General features: G+C 42.4%; 19 protein-coding genes, 1 rRNA gene and 2 other annotated features. Of the genes, 13 read left to right on the forward strand and 7 right to left on the reverse strand.

Translation table 11 applies throughout. From position 1 onward, the window contains the following. The first annotated feature begins 13 nt into the window (after positions 1–13). Positions 14–70, forward strand: a sequence feature (23S ribosomal RNA rRNA prediction is too short). Positions 71–126: 56 nt separating this feature from the next. After that, positions 127–999: a sequence feature (23S ribosomal RNA rRNA prediction is too short), on the forward strand. A gap of 225 nt (positions 1,000–1,224) precedes the next feature. The 8 genes from rrf (at position 1,225) to hisC (ending at position 8,614) form a co-directional block, all read left to right on the forward strand. After that, positions 1,225–1,339 (forward strand): 5S ribosomal RNA (gene rrf, locus F955_RS03770). Between the two features lie 259 nt (positions 1,340–1,598). Then, on the forward strand, positions 1,599–3,050 hold the full coding sequence (locus tag F955_RS03775; protein ID WP_004891534.1) for an RNA polymerase factor sigma-54: 1,452 nt from the start codon (positions 1,599–1,601) through the stop codon (positions 3,048–3,050). A gap of 177 nt (positions 3,051–3,227) precedes the next feature. Next, complete coding sequence (gene hpf / locus F955_RS03780) at positions 3,228–3,560, forward strand: ribosome hibernation-promoting factor, HPF/YfiA family (protein ID WP_004814456.1); 333 nt, start codon at positions 3,228–3,230, stop codon at positions 3,558–3,560. 134 nt (positions 3,561–3,694) lie between these two features. Further along, positions 3,695–3,946 carry a BolA family iron metabolism protein IbaG gene (gene ibaG, locus F955_RS03785; RefSeq protein WP_004814457.1) on the forward strand — a complete coding sequence of 84 codons (252 nt, stop codon included), beginning with the start codon at positions 3,695–3,697 and terminating at the stop codon, positions 3,944–3,946. A 7-nt stretch (positions 3,947–3,953) separates the two neighbouring features. Beyond that, positions 3,954–5,210, forward strand: coding sequence for a UDP-N-acetylglucosamine 1-carboxyvinyltransferase (murA, locus tag F955_RS03790; RefSeq protein ID WP_004814459.1), 1,257 nt, complete (start codon positions 3,954–3,956; stop codon positions 5,208–5,210). Continuing rightward, positions 5,210–5,911 (forward strand): ATP phosphoribosyltransferase, encoded by a 702-nt coding sequence (gene hisG, locus F955_RS03795; RefSeq protein WP_004891537.1) that lies wholly within the window; start codon positions 5,210–5,212, stop codon positions 5,909–5,911. Before murA ends, hisG begins: the two co-directional genes overlap by 1 nt. A gap of 185 nt (positions 5,912–6,096) precedes the next feature. Beyond that, positions 6,097–7,398, forward strand: a complete 1,302-nt coding sequence (gene hisD, locus F955_RS03800) for a histidinol dehydrogenase (protein ID WP_026056791.1) — start codon at positions 6,097–6,099, stop codon at positions 7,396–7,398. A gap of 127 nt (positions 7,399–7,525) precedes the next feature. Further along, on the forward strand, positions 7,526–8,614 hold the full coding sequence (gene hisC, locus F955_RS03805) for a histidinol-phosphate transaminase (protein WP_004891542.1): 1,089 nt from the start codon (positions 7,526–7,528) through the stop codon (positions 8,612–8,614). Between the two features lie 80 nt (positions 8,615–8,694). On the opposite strand, the gene pabB is transcribed toward hisC, so the two are convergent. Continuing rightward, the gene (gene pabB / locus F955_RS03810) at positions 8,695–10,026 is read right to left on the reverse strand and encodes an aminodeoxychorismate synthase component I (protein ID WP_004891544.1); all 1,332 of its coding nucleotides are present in this window, start codon (positions 10,024–10,026) and stop codon (positions 8,695–8,697) included. A 281-nt stretch (positions 10,027–10,307) separates the two neighbouring features. On the opposite strand from pabB, the gene F955_RS03815 reads away from it, so the two are divergent. After that, complete coding sequence (locus F955_RS03815; RefSeq protein ID WP_008302424.1) at positions 10,308–11,240, forward strand: IS5 family transposase; 933 nt, start codon at positions 10,308–10,310, stop codon at positions 11,238–11,240. A 39-nt stretch (positions 11,241–11,279) separates the two neighbouring features. Then, on the forward strand, positions 11,280–12,332 hold the full coding sequence (locus tag F955_RS03820) for a hypothetical protein (protein WP_017401438.1): 1,053 nt from the start codon (positions 11,280–11,282) through the stop codon (positions 12,330–12,332). 83 nt (positions 12,333–12,415) lie between these two features. Here the strand turns inward: F955_RS03820 and F955_RS03825 are convergent, their stop codons facing one another. Further along, positions 12,416–14,050: a phospholipase D family protein gene (locus F955_RS03825; RefSeq protein ID WP_372510698.1), complete on the reverse strand. Its 1,635-nt coding sequence runs from the start codon at positions 14,048–14,050 to the stop codon at positions 12,416–12,418. A gap of 101 nt (positions 14,051–14,151) precedes the next feature. Between F955_RS03825 and F955_RS03830 the strand changes: the two genes are divergently transcribed. Beyond that, positions 14,152–15,162, forward strand: coding sequence for a metallophosphoesterase (locus tag F955_RS03830; RefSeq protein WP_004891549.1), 1,011 nt, complete (start codon positions 14,152–14,154; stop codon positions 15,160–15,162). Between the two features lie 22 nt (positions 15,163–15,184). Here the strand turns inward: F955_RS03830 and F955_RS03835 are convergent, their stop codons facing one another. From F955_RS03835 to trhA, 3 genes are all read right to left on the reverse strand, one after another. Continuing rightward, the gene (locus F955_RS03835) at positions 15,185–15,625 is read right to left on the reverse strand and encodes a hypothetical protein (RefSeq protein WP_004891552.1); all 441 of its coding nucleotides are present in this window, start codon (positions 15,623–15,625) and stop codon (positions 15,185–15,187) included. A 143-nt stretch (positions 15,626–15,768) separates the two neighbouring features. Next, entirely contained in the window at positions 15,769–17,076 is a 1,308-nt protein-coding gene (locus F955_RS03840; protein WP_004891555.1) for an MFS transporter, read from the reverse strand. A 142-nt stretch (positions 17,077–17,218) separates the two neighbouring features. After that, positions 17,219–17,863 (reverse strand): PAQR family membrane homeostasis protein TrhA, encoded by a 645-nt coding sequence (gene trhA, locus F955_RS03845; RefSeq protein WP_004814489.1) that lies wholly within the window; start codon positions 17,861–17,863, stop codon positions 17,219–17,221. A gap of 101 nt (positions 17,864–17,964) precedes the next feature. Between trhA and F955_RS03850 the strand changes: the two genes are divergently transcribed. Together F955_RS03850 and F955_RS03855 are read left to right on the forward strand one after the other, a co-directional pair. Continuing rightward, a complete protein-coding gene (locus tag F955_RS03850; RefSeq protein WP_004891558.1) occupies positions 17,965–19,185 on the forward strand; it encodes a class I SAM-dependent methyltransferase in 1,221 nt (406 codons plus the stop codon). Further along, the gene (locus tag F955_RS03855) at positions 19,179–19,610 is read left to right on the forward strand and encodes a GNAT family N-acetyltransferase (protein WP_004891559.1); all 432 of its coding nucleotides are present in this window, start codon (positions 19,179–19,181) and stop codon (positions 19,608–19,610) included. The genes F955_RS03850 and F955_RS03855 overlap by 7 nt, the downstream gene beginning before the upstream one ends. A 60-nt stretch (positions 19,611–19,670) precedes the next feature. On the opposite strand, the gene F955_RS03860 is transcribed toward F955_RS03855, so the two are convergent. Then, positions 19,671–20,012 carry a hypothetical protein gene (locus F955_RS03860; protein ID WP_004891561.1) on the reverse strand — a complete coding sequence of 114 codons (342 nt, stop codon included), beginning with the start codon at positions 20,010–20,012 and terminating at the stop codon, positions 19,671–19,673. Positions 20,013–20,166: 154 nt separating this feature from the next. Further along, the gene (locus F955_RS03865) at positions 20,167–22,299 is read right to left on the reverse strand and encodes a 3-hydroxyacyl-CoA dehydrogenase NAD-binding domain-containing protein (protein ID WP_004891563.1); all 2,133 of its coding nucleotides are present in this window, start codon (positions 22,297–22,299) and stop codon (positions 20,167–20,169) included. Between the last annotated feature and the right edge of the window lie 8 nt (positions 22,300–22,307).

Below are 22,307 nucleotides of genomic sequence, written 5' to 3' on the forward strand. Positions count from 1 at the left end.
CCCAGTAAACGGCGGCCGTAACTATAACGGTCCTAAGGTAGCGAAATTCCTTGTCGGGTAAGTTCCGACCTGCACGAATGGCATAATGATGGGGGCGCTGTCTCCAGCAGAGGCTCAGTGAAATCGAAATCGCCGTGAAGATGCGGTGTACCCGCGGCTAGACGGAAAGACCCCGTGAACCTTTACTGCAGCTTGACATTGAACTTTGATCTTACTTGTGTAGGATAGGTGGGAGGCTTTGAAGTCGCGACGCTAGTTGCCATGGAGCCGTCCTTGAAATACCACCCTGGTAATATTGAGGTTCTAACTCTGTCCCGTTATCCGGGACGAGGACCATGTCTGGTGGGTAGTTTGACTGGGGCGGTCTCCTCCTAAAGAGTAACGGAGGAGTACGAAGGTGCGCTCAGCGTGGTCGGAAATCACGCGTAGAGTATAAAGGCAAAAGCGCGCTTAACTGCGAGACCCACAAGTCGAGCAGGTACGAAAGTAGGTCTTAGTGATCCGGTGGTTCTGTATGGAAGGGCCATCGCTCAACGGATAAAAGGTACTCTGGGGATAACAGGCTGATACCGCCCAAGAGTTCATATCGACGGCGGTGTTTGGCACCTCGATGTCGGCTCATCTCATCCTGGGGCTGAAGCAGGTCCCAAGGGTATGGCTGTTCGCCATTTAAAGAGGTACGCGAGCTGGGTTTAGAACGTCGTGAGACAGTTCGGTCCCTATCTACCGTGGGCGCTGGAAATTTGAGAGGATCTGCTCCTAGTACGAGAGGACCAGAGTGGACGAACCTCTGGTGTACCGGTTGTGACGCCAGTCGCATCGCCGGGTAGCTATGTTCGGAAGGGATAACCGCTGAAAGCATCTAAGCGGGAAGCCTACCTCAAGATAAGATTTCCCTGTGACTTTATGTCACCTAAAGAGCCGTTGAAGACTACGACGTTGATAGGTTGGATGTGGAAGTGTAGCGATACATGAAGCTGACCAATACTAATTGCTCGTGAGGCTTGACTATACAACACCCAAACAGTTGTTGTACGAACTGCGCAAGCAGTGAGCAGAGATTGATTCATTAAAGACCAAACGGTCTTGAAATACTTGATTCAGCTAACGCTAGAACATACAATTCGACTCAGATATTATCTGTTAAACTCATTTGACCAAGCAACGGCAAGCAAAGCAGCAATGCAAAGCGAATAAGACCAAACGCAAAGTCATACCAGTTGTGCTGGCGACCATAGCAAGAGTGAACCACCTGATCCCTTCCCGAACTCAGAAGTGAAACCTCTTAGCGCTGATGGTAGTGTGGGGTTTCCCATGTGAGAGTAAGTCATCGCCAGCTCATTATTCTAAACACCCCCTGTCATTTGACAGGGGGTGTTTTTTTATGTAATTTTTTAATTTATTTCCAATTTTTAAAAGCAAATAAGATCATTTGATAAAAATAAGATACTAATTAATATTAATATTTAAAATAAATAGCTTAAATAGTGCATAAAAAATACAAGGAATTGTATGTAATTTAACAAATCTATGTTATAAAAAAATAAAGCGGCATAAAAATTGCTTAGAAAGCGCGGTTTGAATAATGAGGGGTAACAATGAAATTATCAGTGGGCTTAAAAGTTGCGAACTCGCTGTCATTAACTCCACAATTACAGCAAGCAATTCGATTATTGCAACTGTCGAGTCTGGAACTTGAACAGGAAATTCAGTTACAGCTAGATAGTAATCCTTTGCTGGAAAAAGTTGAAGAACAATCAAATTTAGAAAGTTTATCTACTTCTGAAGTTGAGCATGACCAAAAAGACTTAACCAATGAATTGAATGCAGATCATTTGCCTGATGATTTGCCTGTGGATACTGATTGGGATGATGTATATACCCATCAGCCCACTAGTTTAGGTGCAGCTGAATACGAAGAACGTGAGGATAATCGGCAGGGACATTTAAGTCTGCAGCAACATCTGATTGAACAGGTAAATCTGCTACATTTTTCTAAAATTGATAAGTTGATTGCGCATTGCATTATCGATTCTCTGGACGATAAGGGCTTTCTTGAAGTCCAAATTTCGGAAATTACCACCTCAGTTCAACACTTGTTACAAAGCATGGGCTATGAGGAGGAAATTGAAGATGATGAAGTCCTTGTAGTACTCAAACATATTCAACGATTAGAGCCTATTGGTGTCGGTTCGCGCAATTTGGCTGAATGCCTGATGGTTCAGCTGGATAATTTGCCAGTTTCCACACCTTGTCGTAATGATGCAATCAAGCTGCTACAGCATTATGAACTACTCATTACCAACGAATTACCTCGGCTAATTAAGCAAACTGGTTTGAATCCAGAGCAGTTACGCTGTGCAGTAGATTTACTTAAAACCTTAAAGCCACATCCTGGTCTGGAATTTGAAGATCGTGAATCTGATTATCAGGTGCCCGATGTTGTCGTGTTGAAAAAGAATGACTGCTGGCAAGTAATGTTGAATCCTGACGTGATGCCAAAACTACGTGTGAATTCGTTTTATGCCAATATGATTCGTCGTGCGGATCAAAGTGATGACAACCAGTATTTAAGAAATCAGATGCTGGAAGCCAAAAATTTCATTAAGAGTATCGATGAACGTCATAAGACTTTGTTAAAAGTAGCCACTTGTATTGTCGAACATCAAAAAGCTTTTTTAGAAATTGGTGCTGAAGGGATGAAACCTCTAGTATTACGTGATATTGCTGAAGAAGTGGAGCTCCATGAATCAACAGTTTCTCGGGTGACAACCAATAAATACATGCTGACACCGCGTGGTCTTTTTGAATTGAAATATTTCTTTTCCAGTCATGTCGGTACGACTTCGGGTGGGGAAGCATCTTCAACTGCGATTCGTGCCAAGATTAAGAAATTGATTTCTGAGGAAAATATACGTAAGCCGTTGTCGGATAATGCAATTGCCAATATGTTAAAAGAGGAAGGTATTGATGTAGCAAGACGTACAGTCGCTAAATATCGTGAATCGTTACATATTCCTTCATCTTCTGAACGAAAGGTCTTGATCTAAGTTTTAAAATCTGACTATTCTAGAGATTCATCATGACACTATGATGAATCTCTTTTTCTTTTGAGGAACCGTAAAATGATTTGATCCAATTTCTGAACTGTAACCTTGCATTGGTTATTGTCATCGAATCATTTGACTGTGACTCGTCTAATCCTAACGAAGTTGAGGGATAGAACTATGCAAATAACAATTCGTGGACATCATTTATCTATTACGCCAGCAATTGAAGATACTATAAAAACAAAGTTCCAGCAGATGACTAAACATCTGGATCAAGTGAACAGTATGCAGGTTAAACTTTCAAAAGATCATCAGATTGATAAGCGCTCTAAAAAAGGAAGCAGTAATCATATTGCGGAAGCGATTATCAGATTACCGGGAATCGAATTTTTTGCGCATGCCAATGCCGATGATATGTATACCTCGATCAAGCTTTTGACAGAAAAATTAAAAAAACAAATTGATCGATATCGAAAAATGAACCTGAATTATCAGCCATTGGCTTTATAATCGGGCAGAATGGAAAAAGAGGTTTTTAAAAGCCTCTTTTTTTATATATATAATGTATGTGACTAATGAATTATTTTTTTTATTTATAGTAAAATGATCCGTTTTACACCCTTAGTCCTATAAGAGGTCTTGTGATGAATAATGAACAGCTCGCTGAAATCTTAAAAGCCGCGTTCCCAGAGGCTGACATTGCTGTGAGTGGTCAGGGCGGCAAATATGATCTCCGTATTGTGGATGATCAATTCGATGGTAAGCGACCAGTTGCTCGACAACAAGCTGTTTATGCTCCTCTCAATTCTTATATCGCCAGTGGTGAAGTCCATGCCGTAACAATTCGCGCAATGACCAAAGAAGAATGGCGCAAAGCAAGCTTATTTGGAGCTTAATAGATTAATGGATAAATTTTTAATTCAGGGCGGCAATAAGCTCGAAGGTGAAGTGCGTATTTCCGGTGCGAAAAACGCAGCACTTCCACTACTGGCTGCAATGATTCTTGCAGATACTCCCATTACCTTGACCAATGTGCCTAATCTGAAAGATGTAAACACATTGGTTAAACTTATTGCCGGTCTCGGGATCACCATGAAATATGAAGGTGATACTGTGGTTGCGGATACTTCAACCCTGGATAACCAGTTTGCACCATATGAGTTAGTAAAAACTATGCGTGCATCCATTTTGGTGCTTGGTCCATTGCTGGCGCGCTACGGTAGTGCACAGGTGTCTTTACCTGGCGGTTGTGCGATTGGTTCTCGTCCTGTTGATCAGCATTTAAAAGCTTTGGAAGCGCTTGGTGCTGAAATTCAGGTGGAAGCTGGTTATGTCCATGCCAAAGTTGATGGTCGTCTGAAAGGTGGCGAAGTTGTCTTTGACATGGTGACTGTGGGTGGTACCGAAAATATTCTGATGGCGGCTGTGCTGGCAGATGGCGTAACGACAATCCGTAATGCAGCACGTGAACCTGAAATTACCGATCTTGCGCAAATGCTGATTAAAATGGGTGCCAAGATTGAAGGTTTAGACACAGATACGCTGATTGTCACTGGTGTTGAAAGCCTGCATGGCTGTGAATATGCTGTGGTTGCTGACCGTATTGAAACTGGTTCATATTTAGCTGCTGCTGCAATTACTGGTGGTAAAGTAAAAACAACGAATACAGATCCAAACCTGCTTGAATCAGTATTGGAAAAATTTGAAGAAATGGGTGCAGAAGTTACACGTGGTGACGACTGGATCGAACTGGATATGATGGGTAAACGCCCGAAAGCTGTCAGCTTCCGTACTTTGCCGCATCCAGAATTTCCAACAGATATGCAGGCGCAGCTAATGGCAGTGAATGCAATTGGCCGCGGTTTTGCGACAATTTCCGAAACGATTTTTGAAAACCGTTTCATGCATGTTCCTGAATTGGCTCGTATGGGGGCGAATATTCAGGTGGAAGGTAATGATGCTGTGGTGACAGGTGTGGAAAAACTTTCTGCAGCACCAGTGATGGCGACAGATTTACGTGCTTCATTCTCTTTGGTACTGGCAGCGCTTGCCGCTGAAGGGGAAACAGTGATTGACCGTATCTATCATATTGACCGCGGTTATGAAGATGTCGAAGCGAAGTTACAAGGTTTAGGCGCCCAAATTAAGCGAGTAAGTTAATGAGCGATATGAGAAACGATGATCCAAACTTTGACGTAATGGGCAATTTTGATCATGGTTTAACTTTAGCATTAAGTAAGGGCCGTATTTTAAAAGAAACTCTACCGTTACTTGAAACGGCAGGTATTAACCTGCTGGAAGACCCGGATAAGTCTCGAAAGCTAATTTTCCCGACAACCCATAAACACGTTCGTATTCTGATTTTACGTGCTTCTGATGTGCCAACCTATGTTGAAAATGGCGCAGCAGACATCGGTGTGGCAGGTAAAGATGTGTTGATGGAGCATGGCGCGCAAAATGTCTATGAGCCATTAGATCTAAAAATTGCCAACTGTAAACTGATGACAGCAGGCAAGGTTGGTATGGAACGTCCGAAAGGCCGTCTTAAAATTGCGACTAAGTATGTGAATTTAACCCGTCAATATTATGCAAGCCTAGGTGAGCAGGTTGATGTGATCAAGCTTTATGGTTCTATGGAACTTGCACCACTTGTAGGTCTAGGCGATTATATTGTTGATGTGGTCGATACAGGCAATACCCTTCGTGCCAATGGTCTTGAGCCATTGGAAGAAATTTGTAAAGTGTCGTCACGTCTGATTGTCAATAAAGCCAGCTTTAAGCGTAAACAAGCCTTGCTCAATCCAATTTTGGCACAGCTTGAACAAGCAGTTGAAGCACGTGAACAAGCGAAAAAAGCTTAATTTTTATTGTTCTAAAAGACCGTCTGCAAGGACGGTTTTTTTTATATTCAGAATTTGATAGAGAGTTTAGAGAAATCATCAATTTTGCCGAATGCTATTTCCAATAAAACTCATGCTCAAGAAAGTAGATAGATAACCACAAAGCCTGTTAAAACAGGTAAACTAATCTTTTCCATATCAACCTTGTGGGTAAATTGATGCGACGTTTATCGACTCAAGATCAAAACTTCAAGCAGGTATTTGCTGACTTGTTAGCTTTTGAAACAGTGAGTGATCCTGAACTTTTAAAAACCGTAGATCAAATCATTGCTGATGTGCGTCAGCATGGTGATGCTCATGTTCTTAAACTTACTCAGCAGTTCGATCGACATCCAGCGCATCAATTTTCAGATCTGGAACTGACTCAAGAACAATTGAAAGCTGCCTTTGATGGTTTAACAGTTGAAGTGCGTGAAGCTTTAGAACTCGCTGCCAACCGTGTACGTGAATTCCACCAAGCACAAAAGCAAGATGGCTGGACCTATGTCGATGCTTTAGGTAATACCTTAGGTCAAAAAGTCACACCACTTGATCGTGTGGGTATTTATGTACCGGGCGGTTTGGCATCGTATCCATCTTCAGTATTGATGAATGCAGTACCTGCCCATGTTGCAGGTGTACCTGAAATTATTATGGTGGTACCTGCGCCAAATGGTGACTTAAATCCATTGGTACTTGCAGCAGCATATTTGGCAGGCGTGACCCGTGTATTTACCATTGGTGGTGCGCAAGCGGTTGCAGCATTAGCCTATGGTACAGAAAGCATTCCATCTGTAGATAAAATCACAGGCCCGGGTAACCGTTTCGTTGCTGCGGCAAAACGTGCGGTATTTGGTCAAGTCGGTATCGATATGATTGCCGGACCTTCTGAAATTCTAGTGTATGCAGAAGGTGAAAATAATGCTGAGTGGCTGGCAATGGATTTATTGTCACAAGCTGAGCATGACACGGTTGCGCAAGCAGTATTCATTACACCTGATGAAGCGTTGTTGAATGCAGTTGGCGAATGGATTGAAAAACACTTAGAAGCTTTACCAAAAGCTGAGATCGCACGTACGTCTATCGAGAACCGTGGTGCACTGGTATTAGTGAAAGATCGTGCTGAAGGTGCTGAACTCATTAACCAAGTGGCACCAGAACACTTGATGCTGTGCTTAGATGAAGCACAGGAAATGGCGGAAGATATTCGTCATGCTGGTGCGATCTTCATGGGGCGTTATACACCTGAAGCGATTGGTGATTACTGTGCAGGGCCAAATCATGTCTTACCAACCTCAGGGACAGCACGTTTTTCATCACCACTGGGCGTATATGATTTCCAAAAACGTTCAAGTCTGATTATGTGCTCTGAACAAGGCGTGAAAACTTTAGCGAAAACTGCTGATATCTTGGCGCAAGAAGAAAATCTTGATGCACATGCACGTTCTGCACGTTATCGTTATCAATAAGATATTAAACAGAAATTTATTAAGAAATAAATTTTCCTCTCCCTTTGGGAGAGGTTAGGAGAGGGGGAATTGATACACCTCTCCCTAACCCTCTCCTAGCAGGAGAGGGAATTTTGAGAATTTAAAAATGAATATCACCACAGAACAAATGCGTTTTTGGAGTCCTGAAGTACGTGAGCTTGAGCCGTACACACCAGGTGAACAGCCTAAAATCCAAAATCTTTTAAAATTAAATACCAATGAAAACCCATATCCACCGTCACCAAAAGTGGTGGAAGCAGTGCAGAATGTCTTGGCAAATGGTGCGGATGTTTTACGTTTGTATCCTGACCCTGATGCCTCTGAACTGAAGCACGCGATTGCGAAACAGCAAAGTGTGCCAGTTGAGCAAGTCTTTGTCGGCAATGGTTCGGATGAAGTTTTAGCGCATATTTTCAAAGCATTCTTCGTTCAAGAATTGCCATTGCTCTATCCAGATATTACCTATAGTTTCTATCCTGTATACAGCCAATTCTTTGGTGTCGAAACCAAAGTATTGCCGCTCAATGATGATTTTGAAATTGTAGTCGATGACTATAAACAGCCAAATGGTGGCATCATTATTACCAATCCAAATGCACCAACCAGTATTGCACTGGGTTTATCTGCAATTGAAGAAGTGCTTCAAGCTAATCCAAATTCGGTTGTGGTGATTGACGAAGCCTATGTCGACTTTGGTGCAGAATCAGCGGTGGCGTTGGTTGAGAAATACGACAATTTGGTGGTCTGCCAAACCATGTCTAAGTCCCGCTCATTAGCAGGTCTACGGGTTGGTTTTGCGATTGCGCAGCCACATTTAATTGCAGCATTGGAAGCGGTTAAAAACAGCTTTAACTCTTATCCAATGGATCGTTTTGCCATTGCAGCAGCAGTAGCTTCCTTTGAAGACCAAGCTTACTTTGAAGCGCAAAATGCCAAAGTGATAGCGAGCCGTGAGAAATTGACAACACAGTTAAAAGAACTTAGATTTAAAGTTTTACCATCGGCTGCCAATTTCATTTTTGCATCATTCCCAAGCAAAGATGCAGGTGAGTTAGCATCTGAATTACGTGAACATGGTATTATCGTGCGCTATTTTAATAAGCCACGTATCAATCAGTTCTTACGTATTACTATTGGTACAGATGAGCAGAATCAACGTTTGATTGATACATTGAAAAATGAGATTTTGATTTAAGTGAATCTATCCCTTGCGGAGCAATGCTCATCAAGGGGTGAGATTCATAAAAAAACGACTCAATTGAGTCGTTTTTTTATTTATTCAGGTGTGTACCAAGTATTGAGTAGATTCAACATAGCTTCGACTTTATCAAAACATTCTTGGTATTCGGCATCGCAGTCTGATGAAATGGTAATCCCGCCACCAGCCCATAGTGACATCTCATTTTGGTATTTCTGTATTGAGCGGATCAGAATATTCCAGGAACCAGTTCCATCAAAATTAAAATACCCCATTGAGCCACAATATGCACCTCGTGGCGCATCTTCAAGTTCTTCAATAATCTGCATGGCACGGATTTTAGGTGCACCAGTAATAGATCCGCCAGGAAGGGCGGACATTAAAACATTAAATGGATTTACATCTTTTTTTAATGTAGCTTGTACCTCACTAACCATATGATGAACTTGATTAAAGCTTTCAATATTGAACAGCTTTGGTGTTTTAACTGAGCCAGTTTCCGCATAAACACTTAAATCATTACGTAATAAATCCACGATCATCACATTTTCAACTTGATCTTTCTCAGAATTTTTTAAGGTCTGTTTGGACTGCTCATCCAATATTGGATCTATATAACGCGGCATCGTGCCTTTGATCGGTTTGGTAATAATCCGTCGCTCAGATTGAAACTCAATAAACAGTTCTGGTGAACAACTTAACAGCTCAAACTCACCTACGCGTAAATAACCAGCATAAGGTGCATTGGTTAGCTGCCAAAATTGTTCTGCTGTAGCTAACACAGAGCCTTTAGCTTGTGCTGAAAATTCTTGAGTCAGGTTGATCTGATAACAATCACCAGCTTTGATATATTCCTGAACCTGACTGAAAGCCTCCTGATAAGCCGATTTATTCCAACGCGCTGTACATGGAGAAACTAAATTAAATTCAGACTTATCCTGGAATTGATCAAGTAAAGCCTGAATCTGCTGAAAAATATGTTTCGCTTGAGGATCACTACTTTTAAAAATCCATCCTTGAGGGTTGAGTTCTAAATAAGTAGAGAATTGCCCAATAAAAAGTGCTGGCTGCTGGCGCTGTCTATAATGAACTTGCTGCTGAGCTGCGTAGTCATAAGAAATGAATCCTACAAAGCCGCCATTAAATCTTGTAGAGTCCGAGGTTGATTTAGACGTGAAATTAATAGTTAAATCTGGCGCAACGACTTCATACTGATTAAAAGAAACAGCCTGATAAGTTTGTATAATATCATCCTGTATAACTGTATAACGTTCAGCACAGCAGGCAATAAATGGCGTACCGTTGTCATATAAATATACAGCATGATCCAGGGAGCGCAATGCTTCCAAAATGGCATGCGGGGAACTATTTGAAGCAGACAGGAGATGTTGAAAAGTTAGGCTATGCATTCAGTTTAAAGCATTCAAGAGACTGAGATGATTCTATCTCAATTATCAAGAAAAATGAGGTAGAACTTGTATATACCGTTTATCGGTGAATAACGAAATGCGACCAACAACAGTTGAACAAAAAATGACACGCAGCTAATTTAGGGGGGCGAGCAAATCACTCAAGGATTAATTGTTCGTGCTGTCGTAAAATAAAAATACATCATGGACAAAGAGTGATTCACAACGGCTTTGTTGCACAAACCTATCTGTAAAGGCTTTTTTAGCGATATAATTTTCAAATGAAGAAGCCTACACACAAAATCTACCGCACAACCAATTGGCCCGCATATAACCGAGCACTCATGAGTCGCGGAAATATTGCCATTTGGTTTGATCCTGCTACGCAATGGTATGCTCCATCAAAAGGCAAACAAGGGCGAAATCAAACCTACTCCGACGCAGCCATCCAATGCTGCTTAATGATTAAATCCTTATTTCGTCTGTCTTTACGTATGGTTACTGGCTTTGTACAAAGTCTGATTAAACTTTGCGGATTAAATTGGATAGCTCCAGATTACACCACGCTTTGTAGAAGACAAAAGCATATTGATATTGTAATCAGCTACCAAAAAAGTAGCGATGGGCTGCATCTACTCATGGACTCTACAGGCATGAAGTTTCTAGGTGAGGGCGAATGGAAACGCAAGAAACATGGATCTGAATATCGTCGCCAATGGCGTAAACTTCATATTGGTATAGATGCCAAAACCCTACAAATACGAGCAGTTCAGCTTACAACCAATAATGTCAGTGATTCACAGGTGCTTGGTGATTTACTTGATCAGATTCCACAAGATGAGCGGATTGACTCTGTTTATACCGATGGAGCTTATGACACCAAGCAATGCCGTCAGGTCATTGCAGATCGGCAAGCGCATGCGGTGATTCCACCTAGAAAAAATGCGAAACAATGGAAAGATACAAAGAGTAGCTCGCTAGAGCGAAATGAATTACTTCGAACAATTAAACGTTTAGGCAGGACACTATGGAAAAAATGGTCAGGCTATCATCGGCGAAGTTTGGTTGAAACTAAGATGCACTGCATTAAATTATTAGGAGATAAACTCAGCGCAAGGAGTTTTGGTAGCCAAGTGAATGAGATCCATGCACGTGTAGCAGTCCTTAACAGATTTACGGAATTAGGTCGCCCACTTACCCAAGTTACGCCTTAAATTTGGCTCAATTAGGGGCGCTTTGCATTTCAAATCTTTGTGCAACAAAGCCGTATTAAACCTGTACAAATGACTGCTGATGCCCAAAATTCATGGATTGACCCGGAAACAAAACAAATTACCAATACACCAGGTTATCTATTCAGAGTAGGTGACTCTACTACCGAGAAACTCAAGATTGAACAAGGTCGCTTATATAATGATTATATGATTGCTGGTAAAGAGCGTTTTTATAAGGTTTTGACCGGTAAGAGTGTGAGTTATAACTTAAATGAGAGTGAAAAACGTGAGCTAGGTCTGTGGCAGCAAACCGGGGGAACACTGAATTTTGCTGGTACGATGGATCTTTATAAAATCTATCCAATCACACATTTGGACCGAAGGGTTTTCACGACTCAAAATAATGTAAGAAATCAAGAAAATTATTTTTTCCCGCTTTATGGAAATTTAAAATTTACCTTAACAAATGATTCAAACAGAATAATTAATTTGGGCATTGTGATTGATGAAAATGGTGATATTCGTACGAATATTAAACCTGCTACAGCAAAAGTTGATGAATGTAGTGCTGAATACAATCCATCTACAATGCAAACAACCTATTTGGTCGAGGATTCTGAGGATACGGATGCGGTAGAAACAGTACAACAATATCGTATTGGAACCGTTTCACGTGCCTTTGTACCTGCAGCTGTGAGAAAGAAAACAGACAATACACTTTCTATTCGTATGGTTTTCGCTAATGAGGAATTAGGCGATTTGAACGGTGCTCTCATTGGTATGAATTCCACCATCAAGACCTCAACTGATGGTTCTTCCGAATCCATAGTGGTAGGGGGAGCATTAGTGAATTTGACTGATTTATTTAATGTGAGAGTAACAGGTGACGGTACGAATACTCCTAAACCGACGATCAGTTTGACAGACTCTGAAGGGAATACGGTAAAATGGGCAAATAGCTTTGCTAGCTTTAGCCAAGTTTATGGTAAACAGAATCCTTCTGATGAAAGTGTTAAGAGATTATCCAAACTTGCAGGAGGTACAGTTAGCCTGACCGCTGCTGAATGCTATAAAGTAAAAGCGAAATCCTAATATAAAAAATTCAATAAAAAACCAGTCGCATCGACTGGTTTTTTATTATTTGGTTCAGCTATTTTTCCAGACGGGCCATGTTGTTACATGAACCCTTCAAGCGGAAGCCAAGACACAAACTTTAATAGGGCTTTTTGATGCCATTTCATTTTCGGTTCTTTGGTCAAAGTTTTAATTTCACCATTCGGTTGCTGGATCTTCCAGTTGATATTCTGATTGGCATCTAATACCAGCTTATAAGCATATTTACTTAAGTTCTGATCCATGGTTTTATGCACAGCTTGTGCTAAGGAAGGGCTATTGAGTAATACACCAATCTCTGTATTTAGATAGGCTGAACGCGGGTCAAAGTTAAAAGAACCAATAAATACCTGTTTCTCATCTAAGGCCATCAGTTTTGCGTGTAAACTGGAACGACTCAGACCTTTCAAGCTCACTTTAGCCTTGTCAGCAATTTCCTTGGTATTGGCATTCAGGTTTGCTGCATCTGGCGCCGCTAGAAATTCGTACAACTGTACATCATGTTCCAGTAAATCTTTACGGTACTTAGAATAAAAAGCATGCACAACAGGAACGTCATTGGCTTTATAAGAATTGGTGAGTACTCGAATCTTTATATCTTTTTGAGCCAGACTTTTGAGCCGTTCTGCACCTTCTTTTTCTGGTACAAAATAAGCAGAGACAATATCTACACTTTGTTCAGGTTTTTCCAGATGCTGTAACAACTGGAAATTCAGGTGTTCTTCTTTTTTTGCCTTGGACTTGATCTTGGTAGGCGGGTCTTTGACTACTTCTGCTTCAACCCAATCCAGCTGGATATTATGATCAAGCCATTTATCAAAAGCCTTAGACCTGTTAGCTAAGTCGAGGTAGTTTTGTACTCGTGGGTCATCCTGATGTGCTTTTAGCTGCTGTTTAAGGCTTTCAAAGCGTAGGCTATGGTGACGTGGATTAACAATATTCCGCACTGGATAGGCATAGTCATCATTCCAGTATTCATCAAAGGAATGGATAATCTCATCTGAGGCAGCACCAACCAGCAACACATCTACATCGGAAAATTGATAGGCATCACTTACATTGTAATACTGATTACTCATATTACGTCCGCCAATCAAGGCAATCTGATTATCTGCAATAAAGCTCTTGTTGTGCATACGACGATTGATACGTTTCAAATCCAGTACCATATCCATGGCACGATGCTGGCGGAAGCGATAGGGATTATATAAGCGAACATCGATATTTTGATGCTGATCCAATGCCAGATAAATGCCTTCCATCTTCTTGGCATTGTTGTCATCAATCAGGAGGCGGACCTTTACTCCACGGTCGGCGGCCTGAATAATGCCATTTAAGGCCAGTGCGCCAATCCGGTCATTGTCCCAAATATAATATTGCAGATCTAAAGTCTGCTCGGCCTTATGAATCAGTTGCATACGGGCTGCAAGTGCTTCAAGTGGATCATAGAGAACATGATATCCAGTCAAACCTAGATATTGATCACGTAAAGGTTGAACAATTTTAGCCAGGGAAGTCTGTGAAGTATCAGTTTCAAAGGCAGTATGTGAAGGTCGTTCTACCTGCGGAGGAAGCGTGCTGCAGGCAGGGATCCCCAGAACAAGGCTCAAACCCAGTAAAACAGCAGATTTATATGGAGTATTACGTCGGGAAGTGACCATGGGCTGGTCAGCCTTGGAGCGGGGAGCATTCGTCATATGAATCTAAGCGTGATAAATTAGGTTTGAGTATAATTGCCAGCTGTGAAAAGATAAATACAGAGCAGAGAATGTACTAAAGAACTGGACAAGGCGAAATTATGGGGAATATCGATTCCGTGATCTTATATTTCTATATCGGAATGGCGATTTTGGCGCTGTGGTGTATATCGCAGGCGTGGATCAGTCAGTCACATACCCAGACGATTCATCCCTTTAAAGCCTTTACCCATCTGCTCGCTTATTATCTATCTTATCTACTGATTCCTTTATTTTTCTTTAGTATTTATGGCGGTTTTAATGGATATTATTCCATTCATGAGGCAGTATTTATCTGTCTGCTCAGTGGGGTACTGTGTTATGCACGTTTTATTGAGCCGCATTTAATCCAGATCAAGACTACTCGTTATCAGATTAATACTGATAAAAAAATGCGGCAACCTGTTCGTATTGCTTTAATTGCGGATTTGCATATTGGTTTATTTTCTGGTCATGAACGTCAGCTAAAACAAATTGTACATAAATTAAATCAGCAGCAGCCTGATTTGGTAGTGGTCGCAGGTGACTGGACCTATGAACCGGAAGATACCCTGACCCAAGAACTCGCCATTCTGCAGGAAATTCAGGCACCGGTATATTCTGTGAATGGTAACCATGATGAGCAGTACCCGGGACCGCCCATTCAAGAGTTATTACATACTGCTCTAGTAAGCAATAATGTTATAGATATTGAAGGGCAAATTGTTGAATTTGATGAATTTCGCCTGGTGGGTATTGGTGATCTCTGGGCGGGTAAAGCGGATATGCGGTTCTTGCCAGAGTTGCCGCAAGATAAGCCCTGGGTGATCCTGTCACATAACCCGGATACGGTAGACATGGTGCCGAAATTGCCAAGCCGGCCATTGATGCTTTCTGGACATACGCATGGCGGGCAAGTGGAATTACCGTGGTTGACGGACTATGTGATGAAACGGGTGTCAATTCTCGGACATAAGCGCGGCTTATATCGACATGAACATGCCGATGTATTTGTCACTGTCGGAACAGGTCTGGTGGGTGTACCTTTCCGTTTTCGTGTACCACCCACCATCGATATCATTGAGTTGATATAAATGATTTGGCGGATTTCAGTATCTAGCCAACCATCCAGATAATTAGCAGAATCAGAAGAATAATACCTGCAATGATCCAGATCAGATGCGGTCCATTTTTTGCAGTGACCGGTTCAGCGACTTTTTCCTGTAACTCTTGGGTCGACTCTGGAATGGGTGGGCGGGTAGCATGATCTTGTGTAGCACTTGCAGGGATGGAGACTGCAATAGAGTCGGTTAGCGCTTCAGTCTTCAGCTGTGGATTAATGGTGACATCATCACTAAATCTTGCGCCTTGTGTCTGTACCTGTAAGGCAGCATCATGCTCCATCACGATCGCGGCAATCACTTCAAGCGCCTGCTGTTGGTCTAATGGCGTATGTTGAACAATATATTGGATGGCTTCGGTTTTCTTATCTTCTTCCAGTAAGACCACAATATGAACCAGCTGGTCTTCGGTCAAATATTCGATTGGATCCTGCATATCTTATCCTTTTCGTTATGAATCCGTTTCTGTATTGTTCCGTAAATAGAGGAGGAGAAATAGCAGTTTTTTGTTGCACACCAAATTTCGGAAATAAAAAAGCCAGTGCATTCACACTGGCTTTTTAGAGGGTAATCCTAGAATTAGATCTGATTGTTTACATCATCATTCTTGGTTTCACGAATCAGCAGGAATGCCAACAGTGACAGGATAGAGGCTGCTGTCAGGTAATAACCCACGGCAGATAAACCATATTGTGTTGCCAGCTTGGTTGCGATTAAAGGCGCAAAAGATGCACCGAAGATGCCTGCCAAGTTGAAGGTCAAAGCGGAACCTGTATAACGTACTGAAGTCGGGAAGATTTCAGACAATACGGTACCAATTGGGCCATAAGTTAAGCCCATGATCGCAAGTCCGATACACAGGAACAGGAATACGATAACTGTACTGCCTGATTCAAGCATGTCGGCAAAGAAGATACCGAAGATCGCAGAAACGATACATACACCGATTGAAGTCGCTTTACGACCGAACTTTTCTGCGAATACAGCAGATAATGGAATGAATGCAGCAAAGCATAGCGTTGCAACTAATTGCAACTGAAGAAATTCTTCACGTGAATAGCCTAGCTGCTTAGTACCCCATTGCAGCGCAAAGACAGTTGTTAAGTAAAATACAACAAAGGTACAGATAGCTGCAATTGTACCCAGTACTAACATTTTAGAATGTTTTTTAAATACTTGAACAAAAGGTACGTTTACTTCTTTTTGCTTGTCCAAAACGTTCTGGAATGCAGGTGTTTCATGTAGTTTTAAACGAATCCAAAGACCTACAATAACAAGAAGCGCACTTGAAATGAATGGAATACGCCAGCCCCAAGCCATGAAGTCAGCTTCAGACATCAATGCACCGAGCGTCAAGAATGAGCCAGTTGCCAGGATAAAGCCAATTGGTGCACCCAGTTGCGGGAACATACCATACCAGGCACGTTTACCTTCAGGTGCATTTTCAGTTGCAAGTAAGACCGCACCTGACCATTCACCACCCAGACCAAGGCCCTGACCTAAACGGCATAATGCCAAAAGCAAAGGCGCTACAATACCAATTTGAGCATAAGTTGGCAGTAGGCCAATCGCTACAGTAGACAGTCCCATGGTCAGCAAGGCAGCGACCAGAGTAGCTTTACGACCAATTCTGTCGCCGAGGTGACCAAACAATGCCGCACCGATCGGACGCGCAATAAAGGCAATTGCGAAAGTCGCAAGTGACTGGATCGTTGCGGTCATTGGGTCTGTACTTGCCGGGAAGAACAAATAAGGGAAAATAATGACAGCGGCAGTGGCATAAATATAGAAATCGAAGAACTCGATTGTAGTGCCTACTAAACTCGCTGTTAAAACGCGGAATTTTGAGTTTTGTGCTGGCTGAGCAGCAGAATTTGACGACGCCATGAATGACCTTACACTTACTAAAAATAAAAGAACTTAGTTTTAAAAGCGTAATCTTTTTAAAAAAGGCGTAATTTCTTAAAAAAACAACTGCAATCTTCTCAATTCAACTCGCTCAGGGTCACTGAAATGGAGAATGAGAGGATTAAATCACGTAAAGATAGATAGACAGAAAATGTGATCCTGCGCCTATCAATACAAAAATGTGCCAGATAGCGTGCGTATATCTTACTCTTTTTAATGCATAAAACAATGCACCCACCGTATAAGCAAGTCCCCCAATGATGAGAAAGGTTAAAGATTGTACTGATAAATATTTTTGCATATCATCAATAACTAACAGTGCAAGCCAGCCCATTGCGAGATAAGCAAACAGGGAAAGTTTCTGAAAACGATGAATGAAAATGAACTTGAATAGTGTTCCAAGGACAGCAATGATCCATAAAGCAATCAACAAATACTGGGCTTTGGCCGTTGGAATGGCAATTGCCAGAAAGGGGGTATAAGTACCGGCAATCAGATAATAGATCGCAGTATGGTCAATTTTTTTATAGAAATAACGTCGGTCTGCAGTTGTGGCCATGTGATACAGCATGGATGCAGAAAAAAGTACAATCATGCTCAGTGCATAAACCCATAAGCCAATCCATTGACCCGTACTAAGATAAGAGCCTTTAATCACCAGTAAAATACCGGCAATTACTGACAAGGCAGCACCTACACCGTGACTGATGTAGTTGATGCGCTCTTCGACAGCATCATAATCCTGGAGTAGTGGTGCATTTGACATAGTTATCATTCTTCTTAAATATACAAATGTATAGTAATTCAATTTTGCTTTTAGGGTAAGAACATTTACACTTTAACGGCAATTCATTTCAGGTTTCTTTTATGTCCATTTTGGCTTCTCTCTCGGTTCAAGAACAGCAATTTCTGGATACTTTCCAGCAAGCTATTGAAACAGATCAATTTGATCGTCTGATTTTAAGTCAGTATAAGGGCGAACTGGAACAACTGGAGAAAATGACCTTACGCGTCATTTGGCTGAATGAGCAAAAAGTACTGAGTTGTCTGTACAGATATAAAACCCAGGACGTCACTAAAAATTATCCTTTAATTGAGGCTTTGTCTCAGGTCACTGAATTATTGGCCTGTTGCAAGCAGGCCAATCTCATCACTACAGCCGAAGAATTGCAGCTGAAAAAAAACAAGAAAAAAATCATGCTGACCCGCAGCAAAACTCAACCTGTCGTTAAATCCAAAACTGCTGAACAGGGCCATGACCGGGTCAAGCAGCGTTATGTGGATCAGGACAGTGTGTTTCTGCAGCATCTCGGCATTACTGATCAGCAAGGTCAGGTCATTCCGAGCATGGCGCGCAAGTGGAAACAGATTAACAAGTTTGTGGAAATTTTCTCGAATGCGCTTTCGCAGATTAAAGCCTCTCAGGAAGGTCTGCAGGTAGTAGATTTTGGTTCAGGTAAGGGCTATCTGACTTGTGCCTTGTATGACTATATGCAAAAGCATGGACAGACACCGTGGGTGACGGGTGTAGAACTGAATCCGAAAATGGTCGAGTTTTGTCAGAAGGTGGCAGACCAATCCCAGTTTAACCAGCTCGATTTCTTCCAGGGTGATGTGCGCACCTATGAGCCTGAGCATCTGGATGTGATGATTGCCTTACATGCTTGTGATGTGGCCACGGATTTTGCCATTCATACCGGCATTCGTCTGAATGCGCAGATCATCATGTGTGCCCCATGTTGTCACAAGGAACTACGCCCACAGTTACAGGCGCCAAAAGTTTTGAGTCCAATGCTGCAATTCGGGATTCATGCGGGCCAGCAGGCAGAAATGCTGACAGATACTATTCGTGCCTTGTTGCTGAAAGCCTATGGTTATGAAACTAAAGTATTCGAATTTGTTGCGCTTGAGCATACCAGTAAAAACAAAATGATTCTGGCGGTGAAGCGCAAGGACGATCAGGAACCGGATCAGGACGTGCTGAATCAGATTCAGGCTTTGAAAGAGATGTATGGGATTCAGAAACACTCCCTTGAATTATTGCTCAAGGATGAATGGGATCAACAGGGGATTGGTTGTAAATGCTAAATCATGCTGAGCTAAAAATTGTTGCAGGCACTTGGGCCGAGCTGGCTGCCGCAGCCAGACTGATTCGCGAAGCTGTGTTTATTCAGGAACAGCATATTGCATCGGAAGATGAATGGGATGCAGAAGATAAGCTGTGCACCCATTTTGTGGCTTATCTGCATGATCAACCGGTTGCCACAGCCCGACTATTAACAAGTAATAGTATCGGTCGTGTTGCAGTACTGAAATCAGCGCGTGGTTTCAAGATCGGTCAGCAGTTAATGCAGGCAGTGATTGACTATGCATGCGCTGAAGGACGGCAGTTTATCAAACTTTCCTCTCAAGTCCACGCTATCGGCTTTTATCAGGTTTTGGGTTTTCAGCTACAGGGTGATGAATATCTAGACTGTGGAATTCCACATATCGATATGTATTTACAACTTTAAAGATTCATTTTCAGATATAAAAAAGCGAGGCATGAACCTCGCTTTTTTTATCGTAAGATCTTAATGATCATGTGCACCATGTTCGGTATCCATATGGGCATGTTCATCTGCTGACATATGCTGTTCTTCAGCAGCTGTTGATTGCGGTTCAGTACCTTGTTGAGCTGCTGCACGTGCTTCACGATCTGCCTGAGCTTTGGCAATGGCTTCTTCTGACATGGTTGGGGCATTTTTAAATGCGTGTTGCTGGGTATCCTGTTTCTTCTGCTGGCTTGGCATGTAGTCCGGTTCATTGCTGACAGCTAACCAGAAGATAAACATGAATATACCACCAATTATGCAGAAGATAATCAGTGCTCTCCAACCCCAAGGCGAATTTTCAGGAGTATTTTGATCAGACATGGTATGAACCCAAAGAGGATATAGAATCTATGTTACTTTATAACATAGATTGGCTGAAAAGCAGACTGGATTTGCACTGTAAAATATGATCATTTTTTCAGTAGACTTATAAAAAGAGGAGCTGAACGCTCCTCTTTATTCTGTGCGAATTAGATTAGAAAGTTTCAGCAGCAGAAACCTTATTTTTTAACAGTGCCGGTGCTTTAAAGCGTTCACCATATTTTTTTTCCAGTACATTGGCACGTGCCAAGGCCTTCGCCAGTCCATACTGATTTAAATACTGCACTGCACCACCGGTCCAGGCAGGGAAGCCAATGCCAAAGATCGAGCCAATATTTCCTTCTGCAGTTGACTGCAACACGCCTTCTTCCAGGCAACGTACGGTATCCAGTGCCTGTACAAACAGGAAGCGTTCAATCATCTCCTGCTCAGAAATCTCGGTATTTTTATTCCAGTGACTGAGGCCTGACCAGAGTTGTTTTTTCCCACCTTCAGGATAGTCATAAAAGCCCGCGCCAGCTGCCTTTCCTTTGCGATTAAACTGGTGAATCATGGTTTGAATGACTGCATCGGCAGGTGAGGCCTGACGTTCTTTACCTTCTGCCTGAAGTACCTTGCGCGTTTCATTGCTAACATGCTCGGTCAGGGTTAAGGACACTTCATCCTGAACTGCCAATGGACCAACGGGCATACCAGCTTTTAAAGCAGCCATTTCAATACGTGCTGGATGCACACCTTCTGACAGCAGACGCAAACCTTCTTGTACAAAAGTACCAAAGACACGGCTAGTAAAGAAACCACGACTGTCATTCACGACGATTGGCAACTTGCCGATCTGCTGCACGAAATCAAAAGCTTTGGCGAGGGTTTCGTCTAAGGTATTTTGCCCCCTGATGATTTCTACCAGCTGCATTTTATCCACCGGACTAAAGAAATGCAGACCGATAAATTTATCTTGATCCTTACTTGCCTGTGCCAGATTGCTAATTGGTAAGGTCGAAGTATTTGATGCCATTACGCCGTCGGCAGCCAGATATTGTTCTGCTTCCTGAATCACCTGAGCTTTCAGTTCCTGATTTTCAAAGACCGCTTCGATGATCAGGTCACAGCCCGTCAAATCTTCTGTGTTTGCAGTGGGATGAATCAGATTTAAAATCTGTTCGCGCTGTCCAGCTGTAAGTCGACCTTGACTGACTTTCTTGTCCAGCAGTTTCTGGCTATAGGCTTTGCCTTTTTCAGCAGCTTCGATCGAGATATCTTTTAGAACGACCTGAATACCTCTGCTGGCGGTGACATAAGCAATTCCAGCGCCCATCATCCCTGCACCCAAAATCCCAACTTTCTTGGCTTGCCATTTGGCACAATCTTTTGGGCGATGAACCCCGGATTTAATACTGTTCATGCCATGCCAGAAGGTGCCGATCATGTTTTTCGATATCTGACCGGTCGCCAGATAGGTGAAATAACGGGATTCAATACGGAGGGCTGTATCGACATCGACCTGCGCACCTTCAACTGCTGCAGACATAATCGCTTCAGGTGCTGGATAACAAGCTTTGGTTTTATCACGTAGCATCGCAGGAGCAATTGCCAGCATTTGTGCCACTGCTGGCGTGGATGGTGAGCCGCCTGGAATCTTGTAGCCTTTTTCATCAAAAGGTTGTACGGATTTAGGATGGGCTTTAATGCATACAACTGCTTTTTCCAGCAGCTCATCAGGGCTATCAGCCGTGTCATGAATCAAGCCCAATGCTTTAGCTTTTTCTACACCGAGCTGCTTACCTTCCATCAATAAAGGAAGAGCGGTTTGCAAACCCAGCAAACGAACAGTGCGGACTATGCCGCCACCACCGGGTAGCAGACCTAAAGTCACTTCAGGTAAACCAAATTTGCTTTTTGGATCATTCAAGGCAATCCGGTGGTGGGCACACAGGGCAATTTCCCAGCCACCGCCAAGAGCGGTGCCGTTCAAGGCTGCAACCACCGGAATACCACGGGTTTCGATATAGCGCAGCTGTACTTTCATCTCTTCAATCATGTTGAAGAATTCAGTGGCATGTTCTGGTGTAGCTTGAATCAGTTCATCCAGATCACCGCCAGCGAAAAAAGTCTTTTTGGCTGAACGGAAAATAATTCCGGAAATTTCATCATCTACTTTAAGCCTATCGACAACTTCGCTAAGTGCAGTGCGAAAGTCGGCATTCATGGTGTTAGCAGACTGGTTTGGAGAGTCAAAAGTCAGAACAACAATATTGTCCGCTGTTTTTTCAAATTGAATGGCGCTCATGGTTCTCT

The sequence above is a fragment of the Acinetobacter schindleri CIP 107287 genome (assembly GCF_000368625.1).
Taxonomy (GTDB): Bacteria; Pseudomonadota; Gammaproteobacteria; order Pseudomonadales; family Moraxellaceae; genus Acinetobacter; species Acinetobacter schindleri.